This is a genomic window from Campylobacter sp. LR264d, assembly GCF_008633895.1.
Classification (GTDB): Bacteria; Campylobacterota; Campylobacteria; order Campylobacterales; family Campylobacteraceae; genus Campylobacter_D.
The window spans coordinates 1-26,921 of the sequence record NZ_VJNT01000001.1 but is presented as its reverse complement, the minus strand read 5'-3'; the positions used below and the strand labels follow the sequence as shown (position 1 = coordinate 26,921).

Here is a 26,921-nt window from a genome sequence, read left to right as displayed (position 1 = left end):
GAAACTATAAGGAGATGAAATGAAAAAAATACTTTACGCCCTTTTAGCCCTTTTTATAGTGCTTTTAATAGCCCTTTATACTATACTTTTTACTACTTTTGGTAATAATATCATAGCAAACATAGCACAAGATAAGGCAAAAATGGCAGGTCTTGATTTAAATATAAGTGAGTTTAAACTTCGTACTTCAAGTCTAAGCTTAAATGCTAAATTAGCAAATTTACTTGATATTAATCTAAATGGGGATATAAGCATTTTTTCTTTAAAATTTAATCTTTCTTATTTGCTTAGTTTTGATAAAGATAATGCTAAAAATTTGGGCTTAAACCTTGATAAAAACATTGATTTTAATGGGTCTATTGTTGGAAAGTTAAGCGATTTTAATGTAGACGGCGAGGGTTTGTTGATTGGTTCTAATACAAAGCTAGATACTAGAATTTACAAATATAGCCCTATAGCTTTAAAAATCGATGCTAATAATCTTAAAATAGAAAAGCTATTAAGCTTGCTTTCTAAGCCTAACTATGCAAATGGGGTACTTGATATTAATGCTAACATTGTAGCTAATAATCTACAACCTGATGGCAGTGCTGTCATAAAACTTAATACAACTAGTATAAACTATGTAAAAATTAAAGAAGATTTTAATATCACCTTGCCTAAAAATTCAAATCCAAAGGCTGAAATTAATGCTAATATTAAGGATAATAAGATAAATATACTTAGTAAAATTTATAACGATTATCTAAATTTTCAAACGCAAAATACAGATTATGATTTAGCAAATTCTACTTTAAATAGTGATTTTTCTTTACAAATTCCAAATTTAGCTAAACTTGAAAGCCTTACAAAAACAAAATTAAATGGGAATTTAAACATAAATGGGGATTTAAGTTTGCAAAATAATACCTTAACTAATTTAAATGTAAATATTAATGGACTTGGCAGAAAGGCAGAGGCTAGTTTAAAGGATAGTATTTTAAATGTTTTATTAGAACAAATTAGCCTTGATAAGCTTTTAGGCATTATAGGTTATGGAAATTTAGCTACTGGAGTCTTAAATGCAAATTTACAAAGTATTGGACTTGATTTTCAAAATTTCAATGCGAAAGCAGATGTTAAAAATGGCAAGCTTAATTCTAATGGACTTAAAGAGTTTATAGGGCTTGAATTTCCAAGTATGAGTTTTAACCTTGATGCAAATGCTAAGGCAAATAAAGGACTTATTGATTATGAAGCTGTTATTAGTTCAAATTTATTAAATATAAAAGAATTTAAAGGCTCTTATGACTTAAATTCAATGGTCTTAAAATTTAACACACAAGCAAATATTGATGATTTATCTAAGATTAATAATAATATTAAGGGGGCTCTTAGTTTAAATGCAAATGGTGATATTGCAAATAATGAAATAAAAAGCTTAAATGCAAAAGCAGTAATTGCAGATGGGATCTTAAATATAAACTCAAACGGAAAAACCCTTGATTTAGAAGCTAGTAAACTTGATATAACAAAGATTTTAAGCATTATAGGAATGCCAACTTATGCAAGTGGGTCTTTAAATGCAAAGGCAAATTTAACAAGCCTTGATTTTAATAATTTAAATGGCAATGCAGACATTAAGGCAAATGGTCTTTTAAATGCTAGTGTTTTAAGCAAGTTATTAGATAAAAAATTTCCCAGCAATACAAATTATGATTTAAATGCTAAAATCACCCTTAAAAACTCTCTTGCAAATTTTGAAAGTGTGTTAAATACTGATTTGGCAAAGATGAGTAACTTGAATGGTTCTTTTGATTTAAATAAAATGCTTTTAAACTCAACTTATAAATTAACTATTAGCGATTTATCAAAGCTTGGTTTTTTACTTGATAGAAAATTAAGTGGAAAGCTTGATTTAAATGGAAAGTTAAATTTCAATAAAAGCCTTGATTTAACAGCAATGAGTGACAATTTTTATCAAGGAAAGCTAGATTCAAGCTTAAAAAATAATATCATAAATGCTAAGCTTGAAAATGTTGATTTTTCAAGTTTGGCTAAGGGTTTTGATTTTACTGATATTTATGAGAGTAAGGCAAATGCAAATGCAACTTATAACTTAAACACTCAAAAAGGAGAGGTTAGCTTAAATTTAAATAATGGAAAGCTTAAAAAAAGTACCATTACAAATGCCTTAAATATCATTATATCAAAGGATATTACAACAGATGTTTATCATACTGCTAACGCAAATGCAAATATTAATAAAAGCAATATTAGCTTTAATCTTAATATGAAGGCTGATAGAAGTGATATAGTTATAAATTCTGGCAAAATCAACACAGATAGTGGGTCTTTGAATATTCCATTTAGTGCTAAGATTGACAGGGCTGATTTTAATGGTTCTATAACAGGAACTACTCAAAATCCTAAGATTAGCCTAGATACTTCAAGCATAGCAAAGACTATTACTAATGTAATTACTGATTCTACAAAGTCTAATACTAAGGAATTAAAAGAAGAGATTGGTAAGAGTGTTGATAAATTGCTTAAAAAGCTATTTTAAAGGCTAGTAATGTTTAATGGACTTATAAGAGAGATTGCTAAAGTTAAATCTTATCAAAATAATATTTTAAGCTTAAAGGCTAAACATAGACCAAATTTGGGCGATAGCATAGCAGTAAATGGGGCTTGTTTAAGCGTGATAAAGCTTGAAAAAGATGGCTTTTTGCTTGAACTTTCAAAAGAAAGTAGAAACAACCTAGCCACTGAAAATTTAAACGATAGGGTGCATATAGAACCAGCCCTTAGATTTGGCGATAGAATAGATGGGCATTTAATGCAGGGTCATATTGATTTTATAGGAATTTTAGCTAAGATTAAAAAAAATGAAAATGGGGTAGATTTTTTTATAAACTTGCCAGATAAGGCCATGAATTTTATGGGACATAAGGGAAGTATTGGCATTGATGGAGTTAGCCTTACTATAAATGAAATTTTACATAATCAAATAAGACTTACAATTATTCCTATTAGCTTTAAAGAAACTTTATTTAATGAGTATAAAATAGGACGCAGAATTAATATAGAAAGTGATTTACTATCCCGTTATATTTACGCACAGATACATAAAAAAAAGGAACTTTCATGGGAAGAGATAGAAAAAATTTCTTATCTTTATTAGATAATGATAAAGTTGGCGTATTTTGTGCCTTTGATAAGGATTATAGTGTTTTTAGGGGTAAAAAATGCGAAGAAAATATTTTTAAAGAATACACCCCAAATATTAAAAAATGTATTTTTATGGACCAAATTCACTCAAATATAGTTCAATTTTTAGATGAAAATCTAAGTCAAAGCGATGGCTTAATAGGCACTGAAAAAAATATGGCACTTTGCGTTTTAAGTGCTGATTGTTTGCCTTTGTTATTGTGGCATGAAAGTGGAATTATAGCAGGACTTCATGCTGGAAGAAAGGGCTGTTTTGATGATATTTTAGGAGTTTGCCTTGAAAAAATTTATAAAAAATATCCAAATTTAGATAATAATAACTTTCACCTTTTCATAGGACCTTCAATTTGTGTTAAGCATTATGAGATAAATGGGCAGGTTTTAGACTTTACTAAGCAAAATTTTAAAGATTTTTTAAATGAAAATTACTTAAATTTACAGGTCTTAATTAAAAAAAAGGCAAAAGAATATGGAATTTTGAATATAAAAGATAGTGAAATTTGCACCTTTGAAAATGAGAATTTTCCCTCATATAGAAAGGATAAAACCCAAACTCGTTTTGCAAGTGTTATTTATTTAAAGGCTTAAAAATGTATGAAACGAAGGATTTAAAGATACTTAAAATCATTCAAAAGGCAAGGGAATTTGCAGATAGTGATTTATTAAACGAACAATTTGTAAGCCATTTATTACAAAAGGATTTAAGTAAGTTAAGTAGCGAAGAAGAAGATGAGATTATGCGAATTTTAAACTCTATTATCAACTCCAAAGATGAGGCTTTATTAAGTAAGGGATAAAAAATGGTATTAGAATTTAATTTTGAATATGTAAGCGATAATGATATTTTTGAATATTTACTTTATTTTTATGCAAAAAATTATATTTTTGATTTAGAAAAAAAGAATAATACTTATATTTTTAAAATCAAGGGCAAAGAAGAAGAATTAACTAAATTTTGCCAAAGTTTAAATAGTATTAGCACCAGTGTATTTTTAAGGAATTTTAGCGTTAATGAAGGGCAAGATTTTAAAGAAAAAACTCATAAAAAAGAATTTAGCATTTTTCCTTATTTAACGCAGTTAAATGCAAGTGCTTATTTAGAAAAAAATATTTTAATAGAAAACGAATGGGGGATATTTTGCGAGCTTGAATTTTCATTAAATAACGAATTTATAAAGCTTAACAAAGAAAATTTTAACCAGTGTTTAGAAAATGCCTTAAATGCATTAAATAACAATGAAAAAATTTATCTTAAAAATACTAGAGGAATTTACGAAGTAAGCTTACTTCAAAATTATGATTTTAAAGATGAAAACAGCTTTTTAATGGCTTGTGATATAAATACTATAAATTCAGTCTTTTCTTGTTCAAATGAGAGTTTAAAACTACTTGCAAGTATTGAAAAACCTTTGATAAAATTAAAATTTAATGCCCTTTTTAGACAAAAATATAAAATAGAAATTAAAGAATTTAAACTTAAACTAAGTCAAAATTTATTTAGCTTTGTTTTAGGACAAAGATTAACCAAACTTGGCTTTAATTTTATGCTTGTTAAAAAGATTGAAACCTTTGAGAATGACTTTGAGTTAATGGCTATAAATGATGGTATTTTAATTATTAAGGGCTTTGAATTTATCAATCAAAAGGCAAAGGAATTAATTTTTAGCAAAGAAGATAAAAATATGACTAGAATTTCTTATATTTTGTCTAAATTTAACAATCCTTTTTTAATAGAATTATCCCAAGAATTTGATGATATTTTATTAATCAATAAAAAAAATAATATCTTAAAGATTAACTTGCCAAATAATAGCGATGAAATTTATAAAATATTAAAAAGTGATGAAATTTCAAGCAAACTTTTAAATAATTACAAAAATGCCTTTTTATTGCCTAATGAAAGTTTTAATTGCAAAAATAACTTTTTTTCTCTTTTTTGCATTATAGCTAGGTTTTTGCATTTAGATAATGATTTTTTAAGGGCCGGTAATATCTTTTTAAATATAGCTTCAAATTCAAGGTTAATGCGTGGGGTTAAGATTGATTTTAAGGCTGAAAACGGCGTTTTTAATTATATTTTTACACTTCGTTCTATGATGAGTTATAAATTAGCCGGTGTAAATGATGAAAATATCATTTATGGAACTATTGAAAGCCTAGCTTATTTTTTAAGGGATTTAAACGATGATTTATTTGAGAAAAAATTAATAGATGAAACAATACTTAGTGGCTCACTTTTTGAGTGCAAGCCCTTATTAAGAGAGAGTTTAAAGCATGTTAGGAAATCTCAACTAAGCTATGTACCAACAAGAATCTTTTAAAATAGAAATTGCAGGTTTAGTACAAGGCGTAGGTTTTCGCCCCTTTGTTTATAAACAAGCTAAAAAATTAAAAATAAAGGGCGAGGTTTATAATGATGGCTTTGGGGTGATAATAAAAATGAATTGTACTAAAAAAATACTAAATAAATTTATAAAAAAGATATATAAAAACCTGCCCCCTCTTGCTAGAATTGATAGCTTAGAGGTTAAAAACTCAAATTTTTTAAATTATGAAAAATTTATTATCACTTCTTCAAAGCAAAATATCAAAACTACGCCCCTACTAAGTGATTTTAGTATTTGTAAGGCTTGTAAAAAAGAATTTTTTGATAAAAAAAATCCTAGATTTTCTTATCCTTTTATCACTTGTACTCATTGTGGGCCAAGATTTAGCATTATTAAAAATTTGCCCTATGATAGAAAAAATACGAGCATGACTAACTTTAAAATGTGTGATTTTTGTAAAAATGAGTATGAAGACCCTAAAAATCGACGCTTTCATGCCCAACCCTTAAGCTGTCCTAAGTGCAAAATTAACACTTATTTAAAAGATAAAAAACAAGAAATTTTAGCAAATAATAAAAAGGCCTTTAAAGAAGTAGCAAGGCTTTTAAGACAAGGAAAAATAATCGCTATTAAGGGAATGGGTGGCTTTCATTTAATGTGTGATGCCTTAAATGAAAATGCCTTAAAAGAACTTAGACTTAGAAAAAATAGACCACTAAAGCCCTTTGCTCTAATGTGTAAAAATATCAAAATGGCAAAAAAACTTGCCCTTATTAAAGGGGCTGAAAAAAAGGCCTTAAAATCAAATATCTCCCCCATTGTGATTTTACAAAAAAAGCTTATAAAAAATGATTTAATAGCCCCAAATAGCAATAAAATAGGCATAATGTTAGCCTATACCCCTCTTCATTTATTGCTTTTTAAATATTTTAAAAATCCTTTGATTGCTACGAGTGCAAATTTAAGTGGTGAAAGCATTATTTTTAATGAAGAAAAACTGCTTGAAAAATTAGATAAAATTTTTGATTTTTACCTAGATTATGACAGAGATATTATAAATTCAAGTGATGATTCAATAGTTCAAATTTATGATAATAAAATGCAATTTTTACGCACTTCAAGGGGGGTTAATCCCTATTATATAGACCTTAAAAACAATATAAATAAAAATATTTTAGCCCTTGGGGCTGAGTTAAAAAATCAATTTTGTATATTTTATGATAAAAAGCTTATAATTAGCCCTTATATAGGGGATTTAAAAAACATTGATTGCTATGATAGAATGAAAAAATTACTAGACTTTTTTACCACTCATTATAATTTAAAATTTGATTATTTTCTAGCTGATAAACACCCAAATTTTCATTATACAAAGGATTTTAAAAACGCAGTTAAAATTTCTCACCATTACGCACATTTTTGTGCAACTTATTTTGAGTTTAAACTTTGTAACAAAGCACTTGGTTTTATCTTTGATGGTACTGGTTATGGGGACGATAAACAAATTTGGGGAGGAGAGATTTTTTATGGCGATATAAAAGAATATGAAAGAATAACGCATTTTGAATATTTTAAATTAATAAATAGCGATATTAAAAAGATATCAAATTTAGCCCTAAGTCTTATTTGGCACTATAACTTAGAAAATTTAGCATCTTCTTTTTTAAATAATTTTGATAATACAAATTTACAAAATCTAAAAAAAATTTATAATAATTCCACACTTACTACTTCATCGCTTGGCCGTATAATAGATGGTTTTACAGCCATTTTATTTAATATTCAAAATCTAAGTTTTGAGGCTCAAATGGGACTTTTACTTGAAAAATATTACGATAAAAAGCTAAATTTTGCCTATGATTTTTATATAGAAAATGGTGTTATCAATTTTAAAGAGGCTATAAAGGGGGCCTTAATTCATGATAAAACAAAGGCAAGTACAGGCTTTTTAAATGGCTTAGCTAAGTTTATAATACAATATAGTAAAAATTATGATTGTGAAGTTATTTTAAGCGGTGGAGTTTTTCAAAATAAGACCTTACTTGAAATTTTAACTCGCTTAAATTTTAAATTTTTAACCCCCTTAAAATTCCCTTGTAACGATAGTTCAATAGCACTTGGGCAAATGGTTCATTTTTTACATACGCTTAACTAGTTTTTAAAGCTTTTATGTTAAAATATGCAAATTTTTAAAAAAGGATAAACAATGTGTAAGGATTGTGGCTGTTCTTTGGAAAATCATCACCACCACGACAATAATCATCGTCACCACGAGCATAATCACCACGCACACCCTAGCTTAAACGAGGCAAGTAGTGTGGCAGTGTTAAGTAAAATTCTAAGTAAAAACGATGAAGAAGCAAGGCATAATAGAGAGCATTTCAACGAAAATAACATTCTTTGCATAAATTTAATGAGTTCAGCAGGAAGTGGCAAAACTACCTTACTAGAAAGCACAATTCATGCCTTAAAGGATGAATTTAATATCTGCGTTATAGAAGGGGATTTAGAGACAAATAACGATGCAAATAGGATTATAAAAGCAGGGGCAAAGGCTTATCAAATCACTACCGGACAAAGTTGTCACCTAGATGCCTTTATGGTTCACAACGGGCTTCACCATTTAGAATTAGATAAAAATTGCGACTTACTTTTTATTGAAAATGTTGGGAATTTAGTTTGCCCTGCAAGTTATGATTTAGGACAACATTTAAATGTGGTGCTTTTAAGTGTAACAGAGGGCAGTGATAAACCTGCAAAATATCCTGTAATGTTTAGAAAGGCTGATTTAGTTATCATTGCTAAGGCTGATTTAGCACAATATTTTGACTTTGATATAAAAGAAGCAAGTAAATATATAAAAGAATTGAGCCCAAGGGCTGATATTATAGTGCTTGATGCTAAAAATGGTACAAATTTAGAACTTTGGTATAAGTTTTTGCGTTTAAAAAGAGAGCTTTTTTAAAATGTGTTTGTCAATCCCTTCTGAAATTTTAGACATAGATGAGTACAATAACGCCTTAGTACAAACCCTTGGCGTCAAAAGAAAGGTAAATTTAGACCTTATAGGTGAACCTTGTAAGGTGGGTGATTTTGTGCTAATTCATGTTGGAGTGGCTATGGAAAAGATTGATAAAATAGCTGCACAAGAAAGCATTAAGGTCTATCAAGAAATAGTTGGTAAAATGAATAATAACGAGATAAGTCAAAATGAAGGAGATTTAGGCTTAAATGAATTTCATAGATGAATTTAGAGATAAAGACACTATATTAGCCTTAAATCAACTTATAAAAAAAGAAGTGAAATTTCCTATAAATATAATGGAAATTTGTGGAGGTCACACGCATTCTATTATGAAATTTGCCCTGCCTTCAATACTTCCAAAAGAGATAAATTTTATACATGGTCCAGGCTGTCCAGTGTGCGTTATGTCTCGCCATAGAATAGACATAGCCTTAAAATTAGCCACTATGAAAGATAGTATTTTTTGCACACTAGGAGACTTATTAAGGGTACCTGGAAGTGAGTTTTCCTTGCTTGATTTAAGGGCAAAAGGAGCTGATATAAGGGCACTTTATTCTCCGCTTGAGGTATTAAAAATAGCTAAGGAAAACTTAGATAAAAATATTATTTTTTTTGCTATAGGCTTTGAAACTACTACGCCCATGACTGCCCTACTTTTAGAAAAAATCATAGAAGAAAAGCTAAAAAATGTTTTTTTGCATATTAATCATATTGTAGTACCCCAGCCCATTATTAGTTTAATGAGTGATAAAAATGCAAAGATAGATGCCTTTTTAGGTCCTTCTCATGTAAGCGTTATAACAGGTTATAAAATTTATGAACCACTTGCAAAAAGATTTAAAACTCCAATTGCAGTAAGTGGCTTTGAGCCCGTTGACATAATGGAAAGTGTTTTAAATATAGTACACCAAAAAAATAATGATACCTTTGAAGTTTTTAATCAATATAAAAGAGCAGTTAGCAAAAATGGCAACGAAAAAGCACAAAATTTAGTTAAAAAATACTTTAAAGAAGTTGACTTTGAATTTAGAGGACTTGGACTTGTTGAAAATGGAGGCCTAGCTTTAAAGGATGAGTTTAGCGATTTTGATGCAAGTAAAAAATTTAACTGCGAAGTTCAAAGCAAAAAAGAAAATAAGACCTGTATTTGTGGGCAAATTTTAAAAGGACTTGCTAAACCTTATGATTGCAAGGTTTTTTCTAAAATTTGCAATCCAAAAAATCCTATAGGAAGTTGTATGGTAAGTGGCGAGGGTGCCTGTGCTGCTTATTATAAATACTACAAAGCTTAAAAACTTGACTTTTTATTTTTTTTTACAATATCCTTTTTATTTAAAAGAAGAAAAAATGATAAAAGAATTTTCACAAGAGATTATCGAACAATTAGGCTATTATGTTTACGGGCTTATTGACCCAAGAAATGGACGTTATTTTTACATAGGCAAGGGTAAGGGAAATAGAGTTTTTGAACAATATTAAAGAAGCTGAGAAAGGTATAAATTCAGAAAAAACAAGTAATAAAATTCAAATAATCAGAGAAATACTTAACGTTGATTTAAGTCCTATACATATGATTTTAAGACATGGCTTAGATGATGAGAATACTGCATTAGAATTAGAATCTGCATTTATAGATTTTAAGGAACTTGGAACACTAGATAATGAAGTAGCTGGAATAAATGCAGACCATGGAATCAATGTTGCAGAAATTTTACAACAAAATTACTCTAAAAAGGTATTTACAGAAAATAAAAACACGTCTAAATTTATGATTATAAAAATTAGACAAGATAAAATCGATGAAAGAATTACAATGCAAAACATTAGATAGTGGGTATTATGAAACCTGTCGTTTTGCTTGGAAAATTGACCCACAAAGAGCAAAAAACCATCCTTATGTTTTATGCGTTTTAAATGGCGTAGTAAAAGAAGTTTATAAGGTAAATGGGGATTGGAAACCTGATTCAAGATATGTGGATAATAGATATGAATTTGAAAGCGAAGTAGCCCAAGAATATATAAGACAAATGTTTAAAGATAAAAGAATCCCAGAAAAATATCGCAAAAAAGGACAAGTTTACTCAAAATCTTGTAATGAAAACTAATTATTTAAAGACCATTTAAACAATAATCCTAAAATGTGTCTTTTAAGATTATTTTTTAAAAGGCTTGATTATGAAACAAATTTCACTCGCACATGGAGGCGGTGGTGAAGAAATGAATGAACTTATAACAGAACTCATTTTTAAAACCTTTGATAATGAAATTTTAAGGGCTGCAAATGATAGTGCGATTTTAAGCTTAAAAGCTGATGAAATCGCACTTAGCACAGATAGTTTTACCCTTTCTCCTCTTTTTTTAGATGAGGATATAAACATAGGCAAACTTTGCGTTGTAGGAAGCACAAACGATATTTTAATGGTAGGGGCAAAGCCTTTGTTTATGAGTTTAGCCTTTATCATTGAAGAGGGCTTTTCCTTTGATGAATTTGAAAAAATTTTACAAAGCATAAAAGAAGAATGTATAAAAAATGATATAAAAGTAGTTTGTGGCGATACTAAGGTAGTTCCAAAGGATAAGGGTGATAAAATTTATATAAATACCACTATGCTAGGACAAGTTATCAAAAAATGCGAGTGTAAGAATTTAAAAAACGGACTTGATATCTTAATAAGTGGAGATATAGGCAGGCATGGGGCTAGTGTTTTGATAAAAAGAAACGACCTTGATGCAAGTGTTAAGAGTGATTGTAAGAGCTTAAAAGATGAAGTTTTAAGCCTTTTAAATGCTAATGTAAAAATAATTGCTATGCGTGATGCAACGCGTGGGGGACTTAGTGAAGTGCTTAATGAATGGGCAAAACAGGGCCTAAATGATATCTTAATATATGAAGAAAAAATCATAATCCAAGATGAAGTTAAAGGACTTTGTGAGCTTTTTGGATACGAGGCATACGAGCTTGCAAACGAAGGAACCTTTGTGCTTTGCGTTGAAAAAGAAGATAGTTTAAAAGCCTTAGAAATTTTGCAAAATTTTAATAAAAATGCAAATTTAATAGGGGAAATTTTAAACGAAAAAAACTCACGCGTTATTCTACAAACTGCCTTTGGGGCTAAAAGATTTTTAGAAAGCCCTAAGGGTGAGTTATTGCCTAGAATTTGCTAAATGCACGAACTTTCCATTGTCAGTTCTTTAATAGAACTTTGCGAAGAAAATGCAAGAGTTAAAAATGCAAGTAAGATTGAAGAAATTGTCGTTAAAATAGGTCGTCTAAGTGGAATTGAGATTGAACTTTTTAAACGTTGCTTTGATAGCTTTAAAGAAGGTAGTATATATTGTAAAAATGCCTTGCTAAATGTTGAGATAACCCCATTTGAAATTTATTGTCTAAGCTGTGATAAAAAAAGCATTTTAGAAAAAAATATTTTTAGGTGTCCAAAATGTGATAGCATTGATTTAAAGGTGCTTAGTGGAGAGGATATGTATTTAATGCGTTTAATTATGACTTAATAGCTATGATTCTTATAAAAAAATCATCTTCATTTTTAAAGGGTGCAAAGCCCTTATTTTCTTCGCTAAACAATAATTCAAAACCCAAATTTTTAAGCTTAATTTTAAGTTCGTTAAAATCTAAAAATCTTCTATAATGATTTTCATATATAAAAGAGTCTTCGCTTACTTTTTCACCCTTTTCAAAGAGTGAGTTTTTCTTACCTCTTACCTCAACGCAAAATTTGCCACCTTTCTTTAAACCCTTATTTAGCCACGAAAAAAGCTTATTTTCATCATCTTTATTTATGCTATGTAAGGTAAAACGAGAATAAATAAGGCTAAATTCATTGACAAAATTTAACTCACAAAAATTTGCACATAAAAAGGTCAATTTATCATTTGCGTAGTGATTTTGCAAGAAAGAAATTTCACTTTCACACAAATCAACACCCAAAACCTCAAAACCTTTTTTTGCAAAAAATACGCTATCCCTGCCATTGCCACAGCCAAGTTCTAAAATTTTTTCATTTTTGCCTAAAAATTTAAGCACAAAATCAGCAAATAAAGAATGGCTAAAAGGTTCTTTATGAACTTTGTAAAACTTACTCCAATACGCTCTATCTTGATTCATTTTTTATCTCGTTTCTCTTTAATTCAATAAGCCTGTAAAATATGTCAAATGCGTAAATAAGTCCTATTAAGATAAAAAAGGCGTCAAAGTACTTAGTAAATAAAGAAAGGGCTATTAAAAAGCTTAATAAACTTGCATCAATGCCTAAAATAAAACCCCTGTCTAAAAGAAATTTTTTTAAGCCAAATCTTTTTATAGTTTTTAATTTTTTAAGCCTTGGAACTATTACAAAACTAGCTATAATTCCGTGTAAATTCATAATAAATAAGATAAAAATAAGGGCGTATAAATTAGTTTCAAAACAAAAAAAGATTAAGATAAAAACACCATTAAAGGCTATGTTATCTACAAATTCATCAAGGAATTTTCCAAATTTGCTTGACATATTTTTATATCTTGCTAACATGCCATCAATGTGGTCTAAAAAATCATACAATAAAAAGAAAATTCCAGCCACAAATGCCATTTTTAAGCTTATAAAAACAAAAGAAATTAAAACAAAAATTCCAGCAAGTATGGTTATTTGATTAGGTGTTATTTTAGTTTTTGCTAAGGGCAATAAAATAAATTTTTGTATGATTAAAACCCTTAGCAAATATTCGCTAAGATAGTAGCTTTTCTTGCTTTCAAGCCTTTGGTCTTTTTTTAATTTTTCATCTAAATTCATTTTTGCAAGATTATTATAAAGCTTTCATCATAAAATGTGTTATTTTGATAAGAAGTTCTAAGTACATTTATCTCTATTTTTTCAAAATTTTTAAATATCAACCTTGCTTCTTCTTCATCAAAAAAATGTGCATTCATTCCATTTTCTGCATATGCTGAAAGACTAGGATTGCTTTCTCTAATGATAGTATAATTCTTGCTTAATTTTTCAGCCTTTTCGTATCTATAATCTTGGATATTCCTTGAAATTATCAAGGCCTTAGCACCCTTTTTTAAAACCCTATAAATTTCATTTGCAGCCTTTTGTATAATCTCTTCATTATTATAATCAAGTACGCCTATACAAATTAAACCATCAAAAAAATCATCTTTAAAAGGGATATTATCCACGCTTGATAATTTTATTTTTGCCTTTAAAGAATGCTTTTTTAAAAGCTTTTTAGTAAATTTTACGCCATTTTTAGAATAATCCATCCCATAAGCCTTAAAGCCATTTTCAGCTAAAAATTTAACATGCCTACCTGCCCCGCAACCTAGGTCTAAAATCCTATCCTTTTTCTTATAATTTTTAAAAACAAAAGGAATTACCGTGTGATGAGGATATTTTATTTGATGCCTTTTTTGTGCATGATTGTTATGCCATACTTCTTGATTTTGCATATTTACTCCTAACAATTTAAAGAATTTAATAATTGTAACATAAAAAAACAATTTTGCCTTATTTTCTTAGTACTTATATTAAGCCATAAATTTACAATTTCTTTATTTAAAAGTTCAGCATTTTTTAAATTTTGCCTAGAAAAAATCAAATGATTTGGTATATACCAAGAAGAACAATCAATATTTGCCTTTCTAAGCTCTTCTAAGATAAATTCTCTATTATTAAGCAATCTAAAAGTATAACGCCAAGGAATGCAATCTTTTGATAAAATAGGCTTTGTAATAAGCTTATGTTTTAATATTGATTCATAAATTTTTAAGTTTTTCTTTCTGTTTTTACAAATTTTATCAAGTTCTTTTAACCTTTTAAATATCAAAGGATTTTCTTTACTTTTAAAGAAAAAAGTATGTTCAAGTAATAAATTTTTTAAATTTTCATAATACTTTGGGCTATTTTTATCTAAACTATAATACTTATGTCTATATTCATCATATTTTTGTGAGAAATTTTCTTTTAAGGGCAATTTTTTATTTTCTTTCTTTAAAAAATTTAAGCTAAGTTTATTACTTACTATACCCCCCCCCATTGCCTATTTTCTAGGAATTTAGTATGTCCAAAACTAAGTATGCTTAAATCACATTTTTTATTTACCTTATAGGTTTGGGCACAATCTTCAAGTAAAAATATATTATGCTTTTTAGCAAAATCAATTATTTTTTCATCACAAAAATGCCCATAAATATGCACTAAAACTATGCAATCAATTTTTTGTTTTTTATAAATTTCAATTAAAGATTTAAAATCTAGTGTGTAATTTTTTAAATTAACATCGCAAAATATTACCTCACAACCTGCCTTAATCGCTGCACAAGTAATTTGTGGGCAAACCATACTTGGTATTAAAATCTTATTTTTACCTAGTCTTTTTAAATATAAAAAACTAAGATATAAGGCAGTAGTACCAGACCCTGTAAAAAGTGCGTTTTTCACCTTAAAACTAAGGGCTATTTTTTTCTCTAATGCATTCATTTTTATCCTTTGATTAAAACAAAATATTATATAATTTTACAAAGTTTAAATTTAGGATAGTAAATGAAAATAGCAAATTTTGATACAAATGAGAAAGTATTTATCATAGCTGAACTTTCAGCAAATCACGCAGGGGACTTAGATTTAGCTTTAAAAAGTATAGCCATGGCAAAAAAGGCAGGGGCTGATGCTATTAAAATTCAAACCTATACCCCTGATAGCCTTACTTTAAATTGTGATAAGGATGATTTTTTGATTAAGGGTGGACTTTGGGATAAAAGAAGATTATACGAACTTTATGAGAGTGCGAAAACGCCTTATGAGTGGCATTCTCAAATTTTTGAGGCCGCACAAGATAATGGAATTTTATGCTTTTCAAGCCCATTTTGCCAAAAGGACATTGAATTTTTAAAACGCTTTGACCCTGTAGCCTACAAGATAGCGTCTTTTGAGGCAAATGATGAAAATTTCATTCGTTTAATAGCTAAGGAAAAAAAGCCTAGCATAGTTTCAACGGGCATTGCCACCATAAATGAACTTAAAAAAATAAAAGAAATTTTTGAAAGTGAGGGTAATGAAAATTTAATGTTTTTAAAATGCACCTCTGCTTACCCTGCCCTAGCACAAGATTTAAATTTAAGGGCGATTTTAAGCTTAAAAAATGAATTTAATGTAGAAGTTGGATTAAGTGACCACAGCCCAGGTTTTTTAGCACCTGTTATGGCAGTAGCCTTTGGGGCAAGGGCTATTGAAAAGCATTTTGTTATAGATAAGTCTATAAAAAGCGAAGATAGTGCCTTTAGCCTTGATTTTGATGAGTTTAAAAGCATGGTTGATGCAGTAAGGCAGGCTGAAAAAATGCTTGGGGAAGGCAGTTTAGAACTTACTCAAAAAGGCCTTAAAAATCGCGAATTTGCAAGAAGTTTATATGCAAGTGCAAATATTAAAAAAGGAGAACTTTTTAGCTTAGAAAATGTTAAAAGCGTTAGGCCAAATTTTGGACTTCACCCTAGTTTTTTAAGTATTATCTTAGGTAAAAAGGCTACAAAAAATATAGAATTTGGCACAGCCTTAAAAGAAAGTGATTTTGAGTAAATTGTTAAGAATTTAAGTTAAAATTACTAAGAAAATTTTTTATAAAAGGAAACAACATGAATTTAGAGTATATATACAAATTTTTAGATGAAAATGGTCCTTGCTTTTTAGCTACGCTTGGAACTTGTGGTAATCCTAGACTAAGACCTATGCAAAGTCCACTTTTATTTGACAATAAAATATATTTTTGCACCTCAAATACTAAGGGGCTTTTTAAGCATATTAAAAATCACAATGGCATAGAATTTTGTAATTGCAACAAGGAAGGGACCTTTTTAAGATTAAGGGCAAATGCTATTTTTGAAGATAATAAAATAGTAAAAGAAGCCATGTTTAAAAAATATCCAAGTTTAAAAAATTTATATGAAAGCCCTGAAAATCCTAACTTTGAAGTTTTTTATCTAGCAAATTTAAGTGCAAGAAAACAAGGGCTTGATAATTCCTTTGAAAGTTTTAAAGAATAATAAAAACGCTTGATTATAATATCACAAGTTGTAACGATGAAGAATTAAACATAAAAAGGGACTCAAAACTTCATTTTAATTTATGGTTTGATGATGAAAAAGAGATAAAGGCCTTATTTTTTATATCTTCTGGGCTTGGAGAAGATAGTAATCATAAGTATAAGGACAAACTAGCCAAATTTACAACTAGCGAATATCCAGTAGCAGTTTGCAGTGTGGATTATCGTTGTATTGCAAATAGAGAACCACTTGGAGCCACGCTAGATTATGATTATATAGATAAATTTATATTAAAAACAGCGTGTAAGAGTATTGATTTTCCTATAAGTGATGATGATATAAAAGATACACAAAGTATTAAAAATACTATTGCAAGAATTAATTGCCATATTATAAAAATGAAAAAAGAAGCTAAGATTTTAAACAAATTTATACTAAAACTTAGTACTAGTTTAATACCTGCTAGAAATGAATATAATAATTTTGGCATTATGAGTGCAATGGATATAATAAATTCTTTACTTCATATAAAGAAAAATCCACCTTTTAAAATGGGGGGGGGGTCTGGCAGTTTTTTTAATGGGGTCTTCTCATGGAGACTATTTATCTCACCTTGTAGCAAAGCTTACTCCTTGGAACGTACAAGCTGTAATTGATAATTCTTCCTATGCTAGGGTTAATTTTGGCATTATGGGACTTGGAAAAGAGATAGATTATACTAGATTTTCTTCAATGATACTTATACACTATACACGCGAGACTAATGAATATCATATTATAACTTCTTTCCATGATAAAACCTTATGGACCATGAATTCAAAACACCCTTATTTTTTCTCACCTTCTCGTAGACAAATTAGAAATATACTAAATGAAGAACACTTAAAAACTCAAAGTGCCTACCCAAAACCAAAATATATCTCTTATCATTCAATATTTGATAAAGATATTTCTCCTTATCATGAAAAGATTAAGCTTTATGAGTGTTTAAAAAATTTAGGCTTTGAGGCCCGTTTATTTGTGGCAAAAGATAAAAAAGACATTGATGGCAAATTTATTAAAAACCTAAGGCATGGAATGGCTATGTCCTTAAAGACACTTATACAAAAGGAATTACCACCCCTGCTTGAAGAATTTAAGAATTACACCCCGCCAAAGCTAAAAAAACAAATCACTTATGAAACGGATGAGTACTTTTATAATTTTAGTGAAGTTAGAAATAAGATAAAACTAACATGCCAGAAAAAATCTTAAAACATTTTTTTATCTAAGGCATGTTGCCAAAAGGCAATTTCAAGATTAGTTACTACATGAAAAATTTGACTTAATTTTTCAAATTTAGTCTCGCTAATCTTTGAAGTATAAGAATTTAAAAAATCTTCAAATTCCTTAGTTTCACTTTGAAATTCCTCTCCTGCATAAGTTAGTATCCATTCTTTATAAATATGAGTTTTTAAGGTCTCTTCGCCTAAGTTTTCAAAAATTTCCTTTCCTATATAAGCATAGCCTATAGCACAAGAACTAAGTGCTACTAACATATCTAAAAAATCCCCACTTTCTCCAACGCTTAGCATATAACGCGTATAGGCTAAATTTACTAAGCTTTCATCCTTTAAATTTAAGTTATTTGCATCTATGCCTAAATTTAAAATGCTTTTGTGAAGTTCTAACTCGCCATTTATTATATAATTTTGAAATTTCATAGCAAAACGAAGTTCTTTAGCATTATTTGCATTTATAGCAAGTCTTGCATAACACTTTGCATAATTTATTAAATAAAGATAATCTTGCTTTAAATAAAACAAAAAATTTTCCCTATCTAAACTTTGATTCTCAAGCCTTTTTACAAAGTCATGGTGCAGGTAAGAATCCCAAATTTCAGTGTTTTTGCTAATTAAATTTTGAAATAACATTTTCTTTCCTTTTTTTTAGATTTTTGATAGTATAATAAAAAACTATAAATAATTTTAAGTTTTTTAATAGTAAAATAGCAATTCAAATTTATTTTAAGGAGAAACAAATGGCAACATTTGACGATGTGAAAGCAGTTGTAGTAGAGCAGTTAAGTATAGATGCAGATGCTGTTAAGCTTGAATCTAAGATTATTGAAGATTTAGGTGCTGATTCTTTGGATATAGTTGAGTTAATCATGGCTTTAGAAGAAAAATTTGAGATTGAAATTCCTGATGCAGATGCTGAAAAGCTTATTAAAATAGAAGATGTTGTAAATTATATTGAAAATTTGAAAAAATAATTTTTTAGCCGGAGAATATTCTTGAAAAGGGTAGTAGTTACAGGCATTGGAATGATAAATGCACTTGGTTTAGATAGGGAAAGTTCTTTTAAAAATATCTGCGATGGTAAAAGTGGCGTTAAAAAAATAAGCCTTTTTGATGCTAGTGAATTTCCAGTACAAATCGCTGCACAGATTGATAATTTTGACCCCTTGCAAGTAGTCGATGGTAAAGAGATTAAGAAGATTGACCGCTTTATACAACTTGGCATTAAAGCAGCAAAAGAGGCCATGAGTGATGCAAATTTTGATGAGAATTTAAATTTAGATGACTTTGGCGTAGTTTCGGCTGCTGGGATTGGTGGCTTGCCGAATATAGAAAAAAATTCGGTGATTTGCGAACAAAGAGGACCTCGTAAAATTTCCCCATTTTTCATTCCTTCCGCCCTTGTAAATATGCTTGGTGGTATTATTTCTATAGAATATAAATTAAAAGGACCAAATATATCTTGCGTTACAGCTTGTGCCGCAGGTACGCATGCAGTAGGCGAGGCCTATAAAAGCATAGTTTTAGGCTGTGCTAGTAAGATGCTAGTAGTGGGGGCAGAAGCTGCCATTTGTCCTGTAGGCATTGGTGGATTTGCTGCTATGAAAGCCTTATCTACTAGAAATGATGACCCTGCCACTGCGTCTAGGCCCTTTGATAAGGAAAGAGATGGCTTTGTAATGGGTGAGGGTGCTGGGGCTTTAGTATTTGAAGAATACGAAGAGGCTAAAAAAAGAGGGGCTAAAATTTATGCTGAGTTAATAGGCTTTGGTGAAAGTGCTGATGCTTATCATATCACCTCGCCAACCCTTGAAGGTCCTATGATGGCTATGCAAAAGGCTTTGAAAATGGCTGGTAATGTTAATGTAGATTACATAAACGCCCATGGTACCTCAACCCCTGTAAATGATAAAAACGAAACTGCAGCAATTAAGGCAGTTTTTAAGGATAAAATTCCTTTGATCAGTTCTACAAAAGGACAGATTGGTCATTGCCTGGGTGCTGCTGGAGCCATTGAGGCTGTTATTAGCATTATGGCTTTAAATAAAAATATAGTTCCACCTACTATAAATCAATTTATTAAAGATGAAGAATGTGACCTTGACTATGTGCCAAACAAGGCAAAAGAGACAAATTTACAAGTAGTGATGAGTAATTCTTTTGGCTTTGGTGGTACAAATGGTAGTATAATTTTTAAAAAAGTAGAGTAAAATGGCTTCTTATTTAGATTTTGAAAAAAATATTCAACAAATTGACGAAGATATTATAAATGCACAAATTAAAGGCGATAGCGATGCTGTTGCTATTTTGAAAAAAAATTTAGAAAAAGAAATTTCAAAAACATATAAAAATTTAAGCGACTTTCAACGTCTTCAACTTGCTCGTCACCCTGATAGACCTTATGCACTAGATTACATAGAGCTTATTTTAAGCGATGCTTATGAAATTCATGGAGATAGAACATTTAGGGATGACCCTGCTATAGTGTGCTTTATGGGCTATTTAAGCGATAAAAAAATCATAGTAATAGCCGAACAAAAGGGAAGAGGAACTAAGGAAAAAATAGCTAGAAATTTTGGAATGCCTCATCCTGAGGGCTACCGAAAGGCTTTAAGGGTAGCTAGAATGGCTGAAAAATTTAAAATTCCTATCTTGTTTTTAATAGACACCCCGGGGGCTTACCCTGGCATAGGGGCAGAAGAAAGAGGACAAAGCGAGGCCATTGCTACGAATTTATACGAACTTAGCGACTTGCAAACCCCTACAATCGCTGTTGTAATTGGCGAAGGAGGTAGTGGAGGGGCCCTAGCTATAGGCGTTGCTGATAAATTAGCAATGATGAAAAATTCGGTTTTTTCTGTGATATCACCTGAAGGATGTGCTGCTATTTTATGGAATGACCCTACAAAAAGCGAGGCGGCTACTAAGGCTATGAAAGTAACGGCTGATGATTTAAAGGCACAGGGTTTAATTGATGATGTGATAAACGAACCAACTAATGGGGCTCATAGAAACAAAGAAGCTGCTGCTGTTATGATAGCTGATTATGTTAAAAAATCCCTTGATAAACTTCAAAAAATGGACGTGCGAGAACTAGTTGCAGCTAGAATGCAAAAAATTCTCCAACTTGGGGCTTATAACGAAGTGAATTTAAAGGAAAAGTAGAAAAAAGTTACTAAATTAAGGAAATTAAAATTTAATTTCCTTAATAGTATTTTGTGCATTTATAAGTTCGAATTTATCTCATAAGTTTTTTTCCTTTACAAGTTTTTGCAATGCTATATTTTTAGCGCCAACAAAGCTTTTTTCTAAAAAATACTTAGGATATGTTCTATCTATATTTAGCAAGGCACTATAAGCATAAATTGGATTATATCCTCATTCATTTATCTTTTTAAATTCCTTACAAGGTTCACTTAAATCAAACAAAAGTTCTTTGTCATAATCATTAACAAAACTAGCTAAAAGTTCAGTTGGCAAATTACCATACATACCACTAATAGAACAATCGATAACAAGTTTTTTTATTTTTAATACTTTCTTTTGCCTTTAAAGCTAAGGGCAAGGCTAAATTTAAGTTTTGGTGTAAGTGTAAAATTATTAGGTATATTTTCATCAAAAATTTGTAAAATTGAGTTAAAATTTTCTAAGTTAAAACTTCCAAAGGTATCTACAGGAGAGATTCCAAAAGATTCTAATTGTAAACACTCATCAAGCAAAAATTTAATATCATCCTTGTTATATTTTATAATAGCTATTGGATTAAAAAAATTTATAGCCTAAGTAGCGTATTTTTTAATCTCTTTTAAATGTTCTTTATAAAGGGCTATTATTGCAAAGTTTATATATTTAAAACTTTGAAATTTTGAAAATTCGCATCTATCTACTCTAATCATCATAGAAATTTTAGACTCTTTTTTATCAAATTCTTTTAAAATAGTATCGATATCTTTTATACTATTAAAAAATAGCATTTTTATTGGCAGTGCAATCTTGCAAAAAACCAATCTAAATAATGTCTATTTTAGAAATTATCAAGCCTTGAATAATTGCTTTAATTTTTTTTCTTCACTAAAAAGCCCTTGTTAATATAAACACCATCCCTTAAAATACAATCTACAATTGAAATTTTATAATTTTCCTTATCTAAAATATTTTTAAAAAACTCAAAGCTTTTTTGCCATTCATCTCAAAACTATATTTTTTATATAAGATTTTTTTAAAGGGTATCTTTCTCCATTGATATTTATATTTTAAAGCTAATTGTTTTGACATAATAAAACAACCATTTACCAATAATATAGCTTAGAAAGATTTTTTAAATTTGTATAAAAATGTGCGTTAAAATGCAAAGGACCATTTTTATAAAATAAAAGATTGTGAAATAACACAAGTAATTAAAGAATCATAAATACTAAAATCTAAATTCAAATACTCATCAATATCATTTTTAATCTGCTTTGTATCAAACAAAGAAGTAACATAAGGTGTATAAATTATGTGTTCATTTTTTAAATTTAAAGCAATGTTTTAGTCATAAATTCTATATTATCGCCACTTTTTTTATTTCTAAAATAAATTTAACCTGCATTAAATCAATATATTTTTGTAAATTCTTGTCATTACTAGCTATAATAATTTCACTAATTAAATCAATTTCTTTTAAAAAAATCTATCTTTCTTTGCAATAAATTTGCGTGATTTAAAGACCTTATTTATAAATTATCTTTTGTTTTCTAATTGGAATAATAGCACTAAGCATTATATATCTTTAAAGCATTCATAATATAAATTTTCATTTATATTTTTTAATGTTTTTTCATATTCTAATAAAGGCAAAAAATTAACAGATTTAACATTAAAATATTTTTCAATAAAATTTTCATTAATTTTATTAAGCAATAATGTTCTTTAAGATTGGACTAAATAAGGACATTTATTAAAACATTTTGGAGAAAGCAAGGCTAAATGAATTTCATCTACCTTACTGTCTTGCAATTATAACATATCAACTTTAATAGCACCTGTAAAAATAGCCTCATCAACAAGAATGATTTTTTTATTTTCAAGCAAGTGAAAACTAGTTTACATATTTTTATAAAGATAACTCTTTCTACATTTTCAATCTCAAAAGCCCTTTCGCTTACTTGTATCTTTTTTTAAAGCTGGTAAAAGTGAAATTTGAAGGTAGGACGATAAACCAACAACATAAAATATCCCGCTTGATAGCACAAGCACTATATAATCAATATTTTTAAATTATCTTTGTTTAAAAATATTGCCAATTTTTTTTCTAAATTAATACGAAAATCACCTACATTTTGATTAAAAATAATATCATTTGCATCATTTTTATATAACAATCTTAAAGAACAATATTTTTGTTTATAGCTTATAATGTCTTTATCTAAACAATTAAAATTAATTGTTTCACCATTTATAACATATAAACAAAGTTTATTTGCAAACTCATCGGCTAAAATTTAACCTTTACAAATTTCATCTTGTTTTTCATCAAAGGCACATAGCTTTGAATATTTTATAAAAATGATACTATAAAACTTTTTAAAATTAAAGTTATTTGTCTGTTCTAATATAATTATATTAATGTTTTTGTATTTTTTTAATAATTCTTTATAAAGCAAAAAATCATTCTTTAAAATAATAATGCTTTTTGAATTAAGCACACTAAGATATTTTTTTAATCTTGTCTTGGAATTATTGCAAATTTATCATTTAATTGTCTTTTTAAATATTTTTCAAGTTTATTATGTAAATAATTTATTTTATCTAGCAAAACGTATTCTAGTATTTTAGGCAAAGTTTTTAGTAATATTTTTGCACCAATAAAATATACAAACAACAAATATAAATTAAAATGCATTTTCTATAAAGCCCCGTTAAGCGATTTTACTAAATCAAAATTAAGCAAAATAGCTGTTAAATAAAGGCACAAAGCACGATTTTCTTTTTCATCATATTTTAAATGAAACCACATTAACTATGAAAAATGCATAGTTTGTGTAAAATTTTATTTTTAATTCATAATATTCATATTGTGACAAAGGATATTTTACGATAAGTTTTCGCATTGCTTTTTTTAATCTTTGCATAATTTAAAAGCAATTTTTCATCACCTAATTTAAGCATAAATTCACTACACTTTACTTATTGCAATTAAACTTGCCTTTGAAAGATCTGTACGTATTAAATCATAAAGTCCATCAAAAAAATACCATAATTTTCCAAAATTATGGTATATATCATACCCTTCTAACTCATCTCTAGAAACAGTTAAATAAAATCATCGTTATCATCGCCAATTAACATATTTTGAAAGTGTAAAATTCCATGCACATTACTAAATTTTTTAGACTAAAAAAGCGTGTTTTTTGTTCAAAACTATGTAAAATTTGTACTAAATTTAATAAATTTGGATAAATTTTATTATTAATCTTTATACTTTTACTTTTTAATATTAAATCAAAAGCTTTGATATTTTTTATCTTTTCAAGTCTTTTAAAAACCTTTTGAAAATGCTTTGCGTCAACCAAATTACTATTTGCTTTAAATAAAACAATCTTATATAAATTTTAAAAATTAAAATATAAAATTTTTTCAGTAGAAAATTTATTCGCAATAATCTTTTTTCTTAAATTTTATAAATCATAAAAAGGCATTGAAAACCACGATTCATTGTCACTAATCTTATAATCTAAAATAATAGGCAAGTGATTTTGCAAATTCTTTGATACGGCTTTAAGCTACCTAATCTTTGCTATTAATTTTTCATTTCCATTTGTATCAGCAAATTTTTTAATATTTATCTTAAAAAGTCCAGCAAAAAAATCACCCTTAAGTTCTTTATCATTTGTCTTATTAATATCTATTTTTTAGGTCTAATCAAAAGATGATTAACTAAAACTTCAATATAAGGCAAATTTAATACTTTATTTGCTTTTTAAGCTTTAAAATATCTTTATCATTAAGATACATAGCCCCATAATATGCAGTCCAAGGTAAAATTATCTGCTTTTTAGCACTTACTTTATTTCATCCTTTTCTACAATAAGCGATAAACCCTTTGTATAAAAACTATTTCTTTTTTCTACTAAAACCTTTATTTAATCACTATTAAAATCAATCTTTCTATATCTTTAAGCTCAAAAAATGTATTGCCATTGATTATTAAAAGTCCGTTTAAAAATGTTTTATTTTACAAAAATAAAACATTAAAGCTTTTTTTATTAATATTATCAACTTCTAAAATTTCAACACCAAGATTTAATTTTTCAAAATTTAAAACCCAATCTTTTTTAATGCAAATACTATATTTTCATCTTTAAAACCAAGTAGTTTTAAAATTTGCAAATAATATTCTATTAAATTTAAATGTCCTACGGTTGAAGTAAAACACAAAAGAAGTTTGTTTTTTTTTGCGTTATCATAAGACCTTCATTTTATGCATTCATTGTGATTCTTATCATATCTAAATCTTTCAAAGTATAAACAGATAAACTTTTACATTCTTCAACCTTTACATAAATAAATTCTTTATTATTTTCAATAAATCTCAACGTTTCAAGTCCTTCAATGCTTTCTAAATAAACTTGTTTAGTATTTACAAAAAATTCTAAAGCCTTTTTGTTATAAGCTAAAACTCCTATATATTTATAATAACTAAAATTAATCCTTTTAAATGGCACAAAATAGACATTCTAGATATATATAAGGCCTTAAATATTCATCAAAAACAATCTTTATATTTGAACTATCAAGCATATAAACAAGCTTGCGAATTAAATTTAAAACATATTCTTTATTATGTATAATTTGCTTATTTGGTAAAATTTTATTTATTAAACTAGCACTAAGCAATGATTCATCTGCGTTAATTTGCATATAAAATCTGCATTTTCAATTAAACTAACTGCATGAATCTTAGAAGTAGCACTTTCAAATTCATTGGTTTTTATACAAGGGATTAAAATGTCTTCACAAACTTTTATTATTCTTTCATTGTCACTAGCAACTACTATTTTTAATATTTGATTTTTTAGCATTTTGATAAACCCACCAAATCATAAACTTACCTAAATTCCTAGAAATCTACTTGAATTATATTGCTGAAATTACGTCTCAAATTTTCAAGACGCAACTTAACAAAATAGGCAAAAAGTATAAATTTATACATTTATACTCTCGTAAGCTTATTTTCATATAATATCTATATCAATACTTTTTTTTGATTAACTTCAAAACGAAAAACCCTAGGACCATAATTATAATGCCAAATTTTCATATTATTAATAGGGCAAATAAAATTCCATTTGTAAATAAATCAAAATGCTTTAAATCTTACGAATTTTTATGTTTTAAACCCATTTTATAATTTAATGGACCTTTATCATAAGCACATAATGCTTAAGTTATCGAGCTATCAAAATCATTTTGCAAAGCATTTTCGTAACTTAATTTTTTTCTTGCATTAATTTTTCATATAAAAAAGGTGAGATAGCACAAGTCTGTGCTAAATGTCTATTTTTTATAATATCGCACAAATAAATCAAAAATTCGCCAAATAGTCTGCTTTTATCAGCATATTTTTGGGACACAAAATCACTTCAACTTCCATATTTTTAGCCATATCAAGTATAAGCTCGCTACCACTACTTACAATGATACTTGAAAATATTTTTGAATCTTTTACCTATCTAATTTTTCTTGTAAGCGAATTTTCATTTTCTCCAAAGGGTAAGATATTTTTATTTGGCAATCTTGATGAATTTGCCTTAACTAGAATCACAACTGTTATTTTCATTTTTATCCTTTAATAAACTTTAAAAAGTTTAAAAATTATCAATTTTTGTATTGAAACTTGTATTTTTCAAACTTTTTTGGGATTAAAAATGTTTTTAAACTACAACAAAGCATATTAAAGTTCTATAATTAATGATTTTTTGAGATTTAGGTGATAGTTTTAAGTAATATTAATACTTTAAATTGATAATTTTAAAGCATTAAACAATTTTTTAATTTTT

33 protein-coding genes are annotated in these 26,921 nt (G+C 28.0%); 21 read left to right on the top strand and 12 right to left on the bottom strand.

Translation table 11 applies throughout. The features are described from left to right. Window positions 1-19 precede the first annotated feature (19 nt). The 14 genes from FMM56_RS00155 (at window position 20) to hypA (ending at window position 12,072) form a co-directional block, all read left to right on the top strand. Window positions 20-2,545, top strand: a complete 2,526-nt coding sequence (locus FMM56_RS00155) for a hypothetical protein (RefSeq protein ID WP_150207377.1) — start codon at window positions 20-22, stop codon at window positions 2,543-2,545. Between the two features lie 9 nt (window positions 2,546-2,554). Beyond that, window positions 2,555-3,163, top strand: a complete 609-nt coding sequence (gene ribE, locus FMM56_RS00150; RefSeq protein WP_150207374.1) for a riboflavin synthase — start codon at window positions 2,555-2,557, stop codon at window positions 3,161-3,163. After that, window positions 3,127-3,798 (top strand): polyphenol oxidase family protein, encoded by a 672-nt coding sequence (locus FMM56_RS00145; protein WP_150139243.1) that lies wholly within the window; start codon window positions 3,127-3,129, stop codon window positions 3,796-3,798. The genes ribE and FMM56_RS00145 overlap by 37 nt, the downstream gene beginning before the upstream one ends. 2 nt (window positions 3,799-3,800) lie before the next feature. After that, window positions 3,801-4,007, top strand: a complete 207-nt coding sequence (locus FMM56_RS00140) for a hypothetical protein (RefSeq protein WP_150139241.1) — start codon at window positions 3,801-3,803, stop codon at window positions 4,005-4,007. Window positions 4,008-4,010: 3 nt separating this feature from the next. Further along, entirely contained in the window at window positions 4,011-5,531 is a 1,521-nt protein-coding gene (locus FMM56_RS00135) for a hypothetical protein (RefSeq protein WP_150150880.1), read from the top strand. After that, on the top strand, window positions 5,509-7,692 hold the full coding sequence (gene hypF, locus FMM56_RS00130; RefSeq protein WP_150207372.1) for a carbamoyltransferase HypF: 2,184 nt from the start codon (window positions 5,509-5,511) through the stop codon (window positions 7,690-7,692). The genes FMM56_RS00135 and hypF overlap by 23 nt, the downstream gene beginning before the upstream one ends. Before the next feature lie 51 nt (window positions 7,693-7,743). Next, complete coding sequence (gene hypB / locus FMM56_RS00125; protein ID WP_150150877.1) at window positions 7,744-8,502, top strand: hydrogenase nickel incorporation protein HypB; 759 nt, start codon at window positions 7,744-7,746, stop codon at window positions 8,500-8,502. Window position 8,503: 1 nt separating this feature from the next. After that, a complete protein-coding gene (locus FMM56_RS00120) occupies window positions 8,504-8,785 on the top strand; it encodes a HypC/HybG/HupF family hydrogenase formation chaperone (RefSeq protein ID WP_150139234.1) in 282 nt (93 codons plus the stop codon). Continuing rightward, a complete protein-coding gene (gene hypD, locus FMM56_RS00115) occupies window positions 8,769-9,854 on the top strand; it encodes a hydrogenase formation protein HypD (protein WP_150207370.1) in 1,086 nt (361 codons plus the stop codon). Before FMM56_RS00120 ends, hypD begins: the two co-directional genes overlap by 17 nt. A gap of 55 nt (window positions 9,855-9,909) precedes the next feature. Next, window positions 9,910-10,041, top strand: a complete 132-nt coding sequence (locus FMM56_RS09095) for a hypothetical protein (protein ID WP_263312590.1) — start codon at window positions 9,910-9,912, stop codon at window positions 10,039-10,041. Between the two features lie 91 nt (window positions 10,042-10,132). Beyond that, entirely contained in the window at window positions 10,133-10,393 is a 261-nt protein-coding gene (locus tag FMM56_RS00110) for a hypothetical protein (protein ID WP_150207368.1), read from the top strand. After that, a complete protein-coding gene (locus FMM56_RS00105; RefSeq protein WP_150207366.1) occupies window positions 10,362-10,667 on the top strand; it encodes a hypothetical protein in 306 nt (101 codons plus the stop codon). Before FMM56_RS00110 ends, FMM56_RS00105 begins: the two co-directional genes overlap by 32 nt. A 70-nt stretch (window positions 10,668-10,737) precedes the next feature. Next, the gene (gene hypE, locus FMM56_RS00100) at window positions 10,738-11,727 is read left to right on the top strand and encodes a hydrogenase expression/formation protein HypE (RefSeq protein WP_150207364.1); all 990 of its coding nucleotides are present in this window, start codon (window positions 10,738-10,740) and stop codon (window positions 11,725-11,727) included. Then, entirely contained in the window at window positions 11,728-12,072 is a 345-nt protein-coding gene (gene hypA / locus FMM56_RS00095) for a hydrogenase maturation nickel metallochaperone HypA (protein ID WP_150207362.1), read from the top strand. It begins immediately after the preceding gene. Here hypA and FMM56_RS00090 read toward each other — a convergent pair. From FMM56_RS00090 to FMM56_RS00070, 5 genes are read right to left on the bottom strand one after another with little or no spacing between them, the layout of a single operon-like run. Further along, entirely contained in the window at window positions 12,062-12,685 is a 624-nt protein-coding gene (locus FMM56_RS00090; RefSeq protein WP_150180244.1) for a class I SAM-dependent methyltransferase, read from the bottom strand. The genes hypA and FMM56_RS00090 overlap by 11 nt on opposite strands. Continuing rightward, entirely contained in the window at window positions 12,672-13,352 is a 681-nt protein-coding gene (locus tag FMM56_RS00085; protein WP_150207359.1) for a CDP-alcohol phosphatidyltransferase family protein, read from the bottom strand. The genes FMM56_RS00090 and FMM56_RS00085 overlap by 14 nt, the downstream gene beginning before the upstream one ends. Then, complete coding sequence (locus tag FMM56_RS00080; RefSeq protein ID WP_150207356.1) at window positions 13,349-14,011, bottom strand: class I SAM-dependent methyltransferase; 663 nt, start codon at window positions 14,009-14,011, stop codon at window positions 13,349-13,351. Before FMM56_RS00080 ends, FMM56_RS00085 begins: the two co-directional genes overlap by 4 nt. Before the next feature lie 8 nt (window positions 14,012-14,019). Next, complete coding sequence (locus tag FMM56_RS00075; protein WP_150207354.1) at window positions 14,020-14,598, bottom strand: hypothetical protein; 579 nt, start codon at window positions 14,596-14,598, stop codon at window positions 14,020-14,022. Further along, a complete protein-coding gene (locus FMM56_RS00070) occupies window positions 14,583-15,041 on the bottom strand; it encodes an aminotransferase class I/II-fold pyridoxal phosphate-dependent enzyme (RefSeq protein WP_150206368.1) in 459 nt (152 codons plus the stop codon). The genes FMM56_RS00075 and FMM56_RS00070 overlap by 16 nt, the downstream gene beginning before the upstream one ends. A gap of 63 nt (window positions 15,042-15,104) precedes the next feature. Between FMM56_RS00070 and pseI the strand changes: the two genes are divergently transcribed. From pseI to FMM56_RS09085, 4 genes are read left to right on the top strand one after another with little or no spacing between them, the layout of a single operon-like run. After that, window positions 15,105-16,136: a pseudaminic acid synthase gene (gene pseI / locus FMM56_RS00065; protein ID WP_150139225.1), complete on the top strand. Its 1,032-nt coding sequence runs from the start codon at window positions 15,105-15,107 to the stop codon at window positions 16,134-16,136. Between the two features lie 56 nt (window positions 16,137-16,192). Beyond that, entirely contained in the window at window positions 16,193-16,600 is a 408-nt protein-coding gene (locus tag FMM56_RS00060) for a pyridoxamine 5'-phosphate oxidase family protein (protein ID WP_150139224.1), read from the top strand. After that, on the top strand, window positions 16,597-17,256 hold the full coding sequence (locus FMM56_RS09090) for a DUF2920 family protein (protein ID WP_150207352.1): 660 nt from the start codon (window positions 16,597-16,599) through the stop codon (window positions 17,254-17,256). Before FMM56_RS00060 ends, FMM56_RS09090 begins: the two co-directional genes overlap by 4 nt. After that, on the top strand, window positions 17,180-17,854 hold the full coding sequence (locus FMM56_RS09085) for a DUF2920 family protein (protein WP_150207349.1): 675 nt from the start codon (window positions 17,180-17,182) through the stop codon (window positions 17,852-17,854). The genes FMM56_RS09090 and FMM56_RS09085 overlap by 77 nt, the downstream gene beginning before the upstream one ends. On the opposite strand, the gene tenA is transcribed toward FMM56_RS09085, so the two are convergent. Continuing rightward, window positions 17,851-18,513 carry a thiaminase II gene (tenA, locus tag FMM56_RS00045; protein ID WP_150207347.1) on the bottom strand — a complete coding sequence of 221 codons (663 nt, stop codon included), beginning with the start codon at window positions 18,511-18,513 and terminating at the stop codon, window positions 17,851-17,853. The two genes, FMM56_RS09085 and tenA, sit on opposite strands and share 4 nt — an antisense overlap. Before the next feature lie 107 nt (window positions 18,514-18,620). On the opposite strand from tenA, the gene acpP reads away from it, so the two are divergent. Genes acpP through FMM56_RS00030 form a run of 3 tightly spaced genes read left to right on the top strand, consistent with a single transcriptional unit; the run spans window position 18,621 to window position 21,045 of the window. Then, window positions 18,621-18,854, top strand: coding sequence for an acyl carrier protein (acpP, locus tag FMM56_RS00040; RefSeq protein WP_150207346.1), 234 nt, complete (start codon window positions 18,621-18,623; stop codon window positions 18,852-18,854). Window positions 18,855-18,875: 21 nt separating this feature from the next. After that, a complete protein-coding gene (locus tag FMM56_RS00035; RefSeq protein ID WP_150139218.1) occupies window positions 18,876-20,090 on the top strand; it encodes a beta-ketoacyl-ACP synthase II in 1,215 nt (404 codons plus the stop codon). A 1-nt stretch (window position 20,091) separates the two neighbouring features. Continuing rightward, the gene (locus FMM56_RS00030; protein ID WP_150139217.1) at window positions 20,092-21,045 is read left to right on the top strand and encodes an acetyl-CoA carboxylase carboxyltransferase subunit alpha; all 954 of its coding nucleotides are present in this window, start codon (window positions 20,092-20,094) and stop codon (window positions 21,043-21,045) included. Between the two features lie 365 nt (window positions 21,046-21,410). On the opposite strand, the gene FMM56_RS08840 is transcribed toward FMM56_RS00030, so the two are convergent. The 6 genes from FMM56_RS08840 to FMM56_RS00005 all read right to left on the bottom strand — a co-directional run bounded on the left by FMM56_RS08840 (window position 21,411) and on the right by FMM56_RS00005 (window position 25,943). Next, window positions 21,411-21,599, bottom strand: coding sequence for a hypothetical protein (locus FMM56_RS08840; RefSeq protein WP_150150846.1), 189 nt, complete (start codon window positions 21,597-21,599; stop codon window positions 21,411-21,413). Window positions 21,600-21,659: 60 nt separating this feature from the next. After that, window positions 21,660-21,854 (bottom strand): hypothetical protein, encoded by a 195-nt coding sequence (locus tag FMM56_RS08835; protein WP_223810127.1) that lies wholly within the window; start codon window positions 21,852-21,854, stop codon window positions 21,660-21,662. A 787-nt stretch (window positions 21,855-22,641) separates the two neighbouring features. Beyond that, window positions 22,642-22,782: a hypothetical protein gene (locus tag FMM56_RS08570; RefSeq protein WP_190318994.1), complete on the bottom strand. Its 141-nt coding sequence runs from the start codon at window positions 22,780-22,782 to the stop codon at window positions 22,642-22,644. A gap of 2,558 nt (window positions 22,783-25,340) precedes the next feature. Then, the gene (locus FMM56_RS00015) at window positions 25,341-25,586 is read right to left on the bottom strand and encodes a hypothetical protein (RefSeq protein ID WP_150207344.1); all 246 of its coding nucleotides are present in this window, start codon (window positions 25,584-25,586) and stop codon (window positions 25,341-25,343) included. Then, on the bottom strand, window positions 25,576-25,782 hold the full coding sequence (locus tag FMM56_RS00010) for a hypothetical protein (protein WP_150207342.1): 207 nt from the start codon (window positions 25,780-25,782) through the stop codon (window positions 25,576-25,578). Before FMM56_RS00010 ends, FMM56_RS00015 begins: the two co-directional genes overlap by 11 nt. Next, complete coding sequence (locus FMM56_RS00005; RefSeq protein ID WP_150207339.1) at window positions 25,740-25,943, bottom strand: hypothetical protein; 204 nt, start codon at window positions 25,941-25,943, stop codon at window positions 25,740-25,742. The genes FMM56_RS00010 and FMM56_RS00005 overlap by 43 nt, the downstream gene beginning before the upstream one ends. Window positions 25,944-26,921 lie beyond the last annotated feature (978 nt).

Coding starts and splice junctions, on each gene's coding strand:
- FMM56_RS00155 (WP_150207377.1), top strand. CDS start 20: ATGAAAAAAATACTTTACGCCCTTTTAGCCCTTTTTATAGTGCTTTTA.
- ribE (WP_150207374.1), top strand. CDS start 2,555: ATGTTTAATGGACTTATAAGAGAGATTGCTAAAGTTAAATCTTATCAA.
- FMM56_RS00145 (WP_150139243.1), top strand. CDS start 3,127: ATGGGAAGAGATAGAAAAAATTTCTTATCTTTATTAGATAATGATAAA.
- FMM56_RS00140 (WP_150139241.1), top strand. CDS start 3,801: ATGTATGAAACGAAGGATTTAAAGATACTTAAAATCATTCAAAAGGCA.
- FMM56_RS00135 (WP_150150880.1), top strand. CDS start 4,011: ATGGTATTAGAATTTAATTTTGAATATGTAAGCGATAATGATATTTTT.
- hypF (WP_150207372.1), top strand. CDS start 5,509: ATGTACCAACAAGAATCTTTTAAAATAGAAATTGCAGGTTTAGTACAA.
- hypB (WP_150150877.1), top strand. CDS start 7,744: ATGTGTAAGGATTGTGGCTGTTCTTTGGAAAATCATCACCACCACGAC.
- FMM56_RS00120 (WP_150139234.1), top strand. CDS start 8,504: ATGTGTTTGTCAATCCCTTCTGAAATTTTAGACATAGATGAGTACAAT.
- hypD (WP_150207370.1), top strand. CDS start 8,769: ATGAATTTCATAGATGAATTTAGAGATAAAGACACTATATTAGCCTTA.
- FMM56_RS09095 (WP_263312590.1), top strand. CDS start 9,910: ATGATAAAAGAATTTTCACAAGAGATTATCGAACAATTAGGCTATTAT.
- FMM56_RS00110 (WP_150207368.1), top strand. CDS start 10,133: ATGATTTTAAGACATGGCTTAGATGATGAGAATACTGCATTAGAATTA.
- FMM56_RS00105 (WP_150207366.1), top strand. CDS start 10,362: ATGAAAGAATTACAATGCAAAACATTAGATAGTGGGTATTATGAAACC.
- hypE (WP_150207364.1), top strand. CDS start 10,738: ATGAAACAAATTTCACTCGCACATGGAGGCGGTGGTGAAGAAATGAAT.
- hypA (WP_150207362.1), top strand. CDS start 11,728: ATGCACGAACTTTCCATTGTCAGTTCTTTAATAGAACTTTGCGAAGAA.
- FMM56_RS00090 (WP_150180244.1), bottom strand. CDS start 12,685: ATGAATCAAGATAGAGCGTATTGGAGTAAGTTTTACAAAGTTCATAAA.
- FMM56_RS00085 (WP_150207359.1), bottom strand. CDS start 13,352: ATGAATTTAGATGAAAAATTAAAAAAAGACCAAAGGCTTGAAAGCAAG.
- FMM56_RS00080 (WP_150207356.1), bottom strand. CDS start 14,011: ATGCAAAATCAAGAAGTATGGCATAACAATCATGCACAAAAAAGGCAT.
- FMM56_RS00075 (WP_150207354.1), bottom strand. CDS start 14,598: ATGGGGGGGGGTATAGTAAGTAATAAACTTAGCTTAAATTTTTTAAAG.
- FMM56_RS00070 (WP_150206368.1), bottom strand. CDS start 15,041: ATGAATGCATTAGAGAAAAAAATAGCCCTTAGTTTTAAGGTGAAAAAC.
- pseI (WP_150139225.1), top strand. CDS start 15,105: ATGAAAATAGCAAATTTTGATACAAATGAGAAAGTATTTATCATAGCT.
- FMM56_RS00060 (WP_150139224.1), top strand. CDS start 16,193: ATGAATTTAGAGTATATATACAAATTTTTAGATGAAAATGGTCCTTGC.
- FMM56_RS09085 (WP_150207349.1), top strand. CDS start 17,180: ATGGGGTCTTCTCATGGAGACTATTTATCTCACCTTGTAGCAAAGCTT.
- tenA (WP_150207347.1), bottom strand. CDS start 18,513: ATGTTATTTCAAAATTTAATTAGCAAAAACACTGAAATTTGGGATTCT.
- acpP (WP_150207346.1), top strand. CDS start 18,621: ATGGCAACATTTGACGATGTGAAAGCAGTTGTAGTAGAGCAGTTAAGT.
- FMM56_RS00030 (WP_150139217.1), top strand. CDS start 20,092: ATGGCTTCTTATTTAGATTTTGAAAAAAATATTCAACAAATTGACGAA.
- FMM56_RS08835 (WP_223810127.1), bottom strand. CDS start 21,854: ATGCTATTTTTTAATAGTATAAAAGATATCGATACTATTTTAAAAGAA.
- FMM56_RS00010 (WP_150207342.1), bottom strand. CDS start 25,782: ATGCAAATTAACGCAGATGAATCATTGCTTAGTGCTAGTTTAATAAAT.
- FMM56_RS00005 (WP_150207339.1), bottom strand. CDS start 25,943: ATGCTAAAAAATCAAATATTAAAAATAGTAGTTGCTAGTGACAATGAA.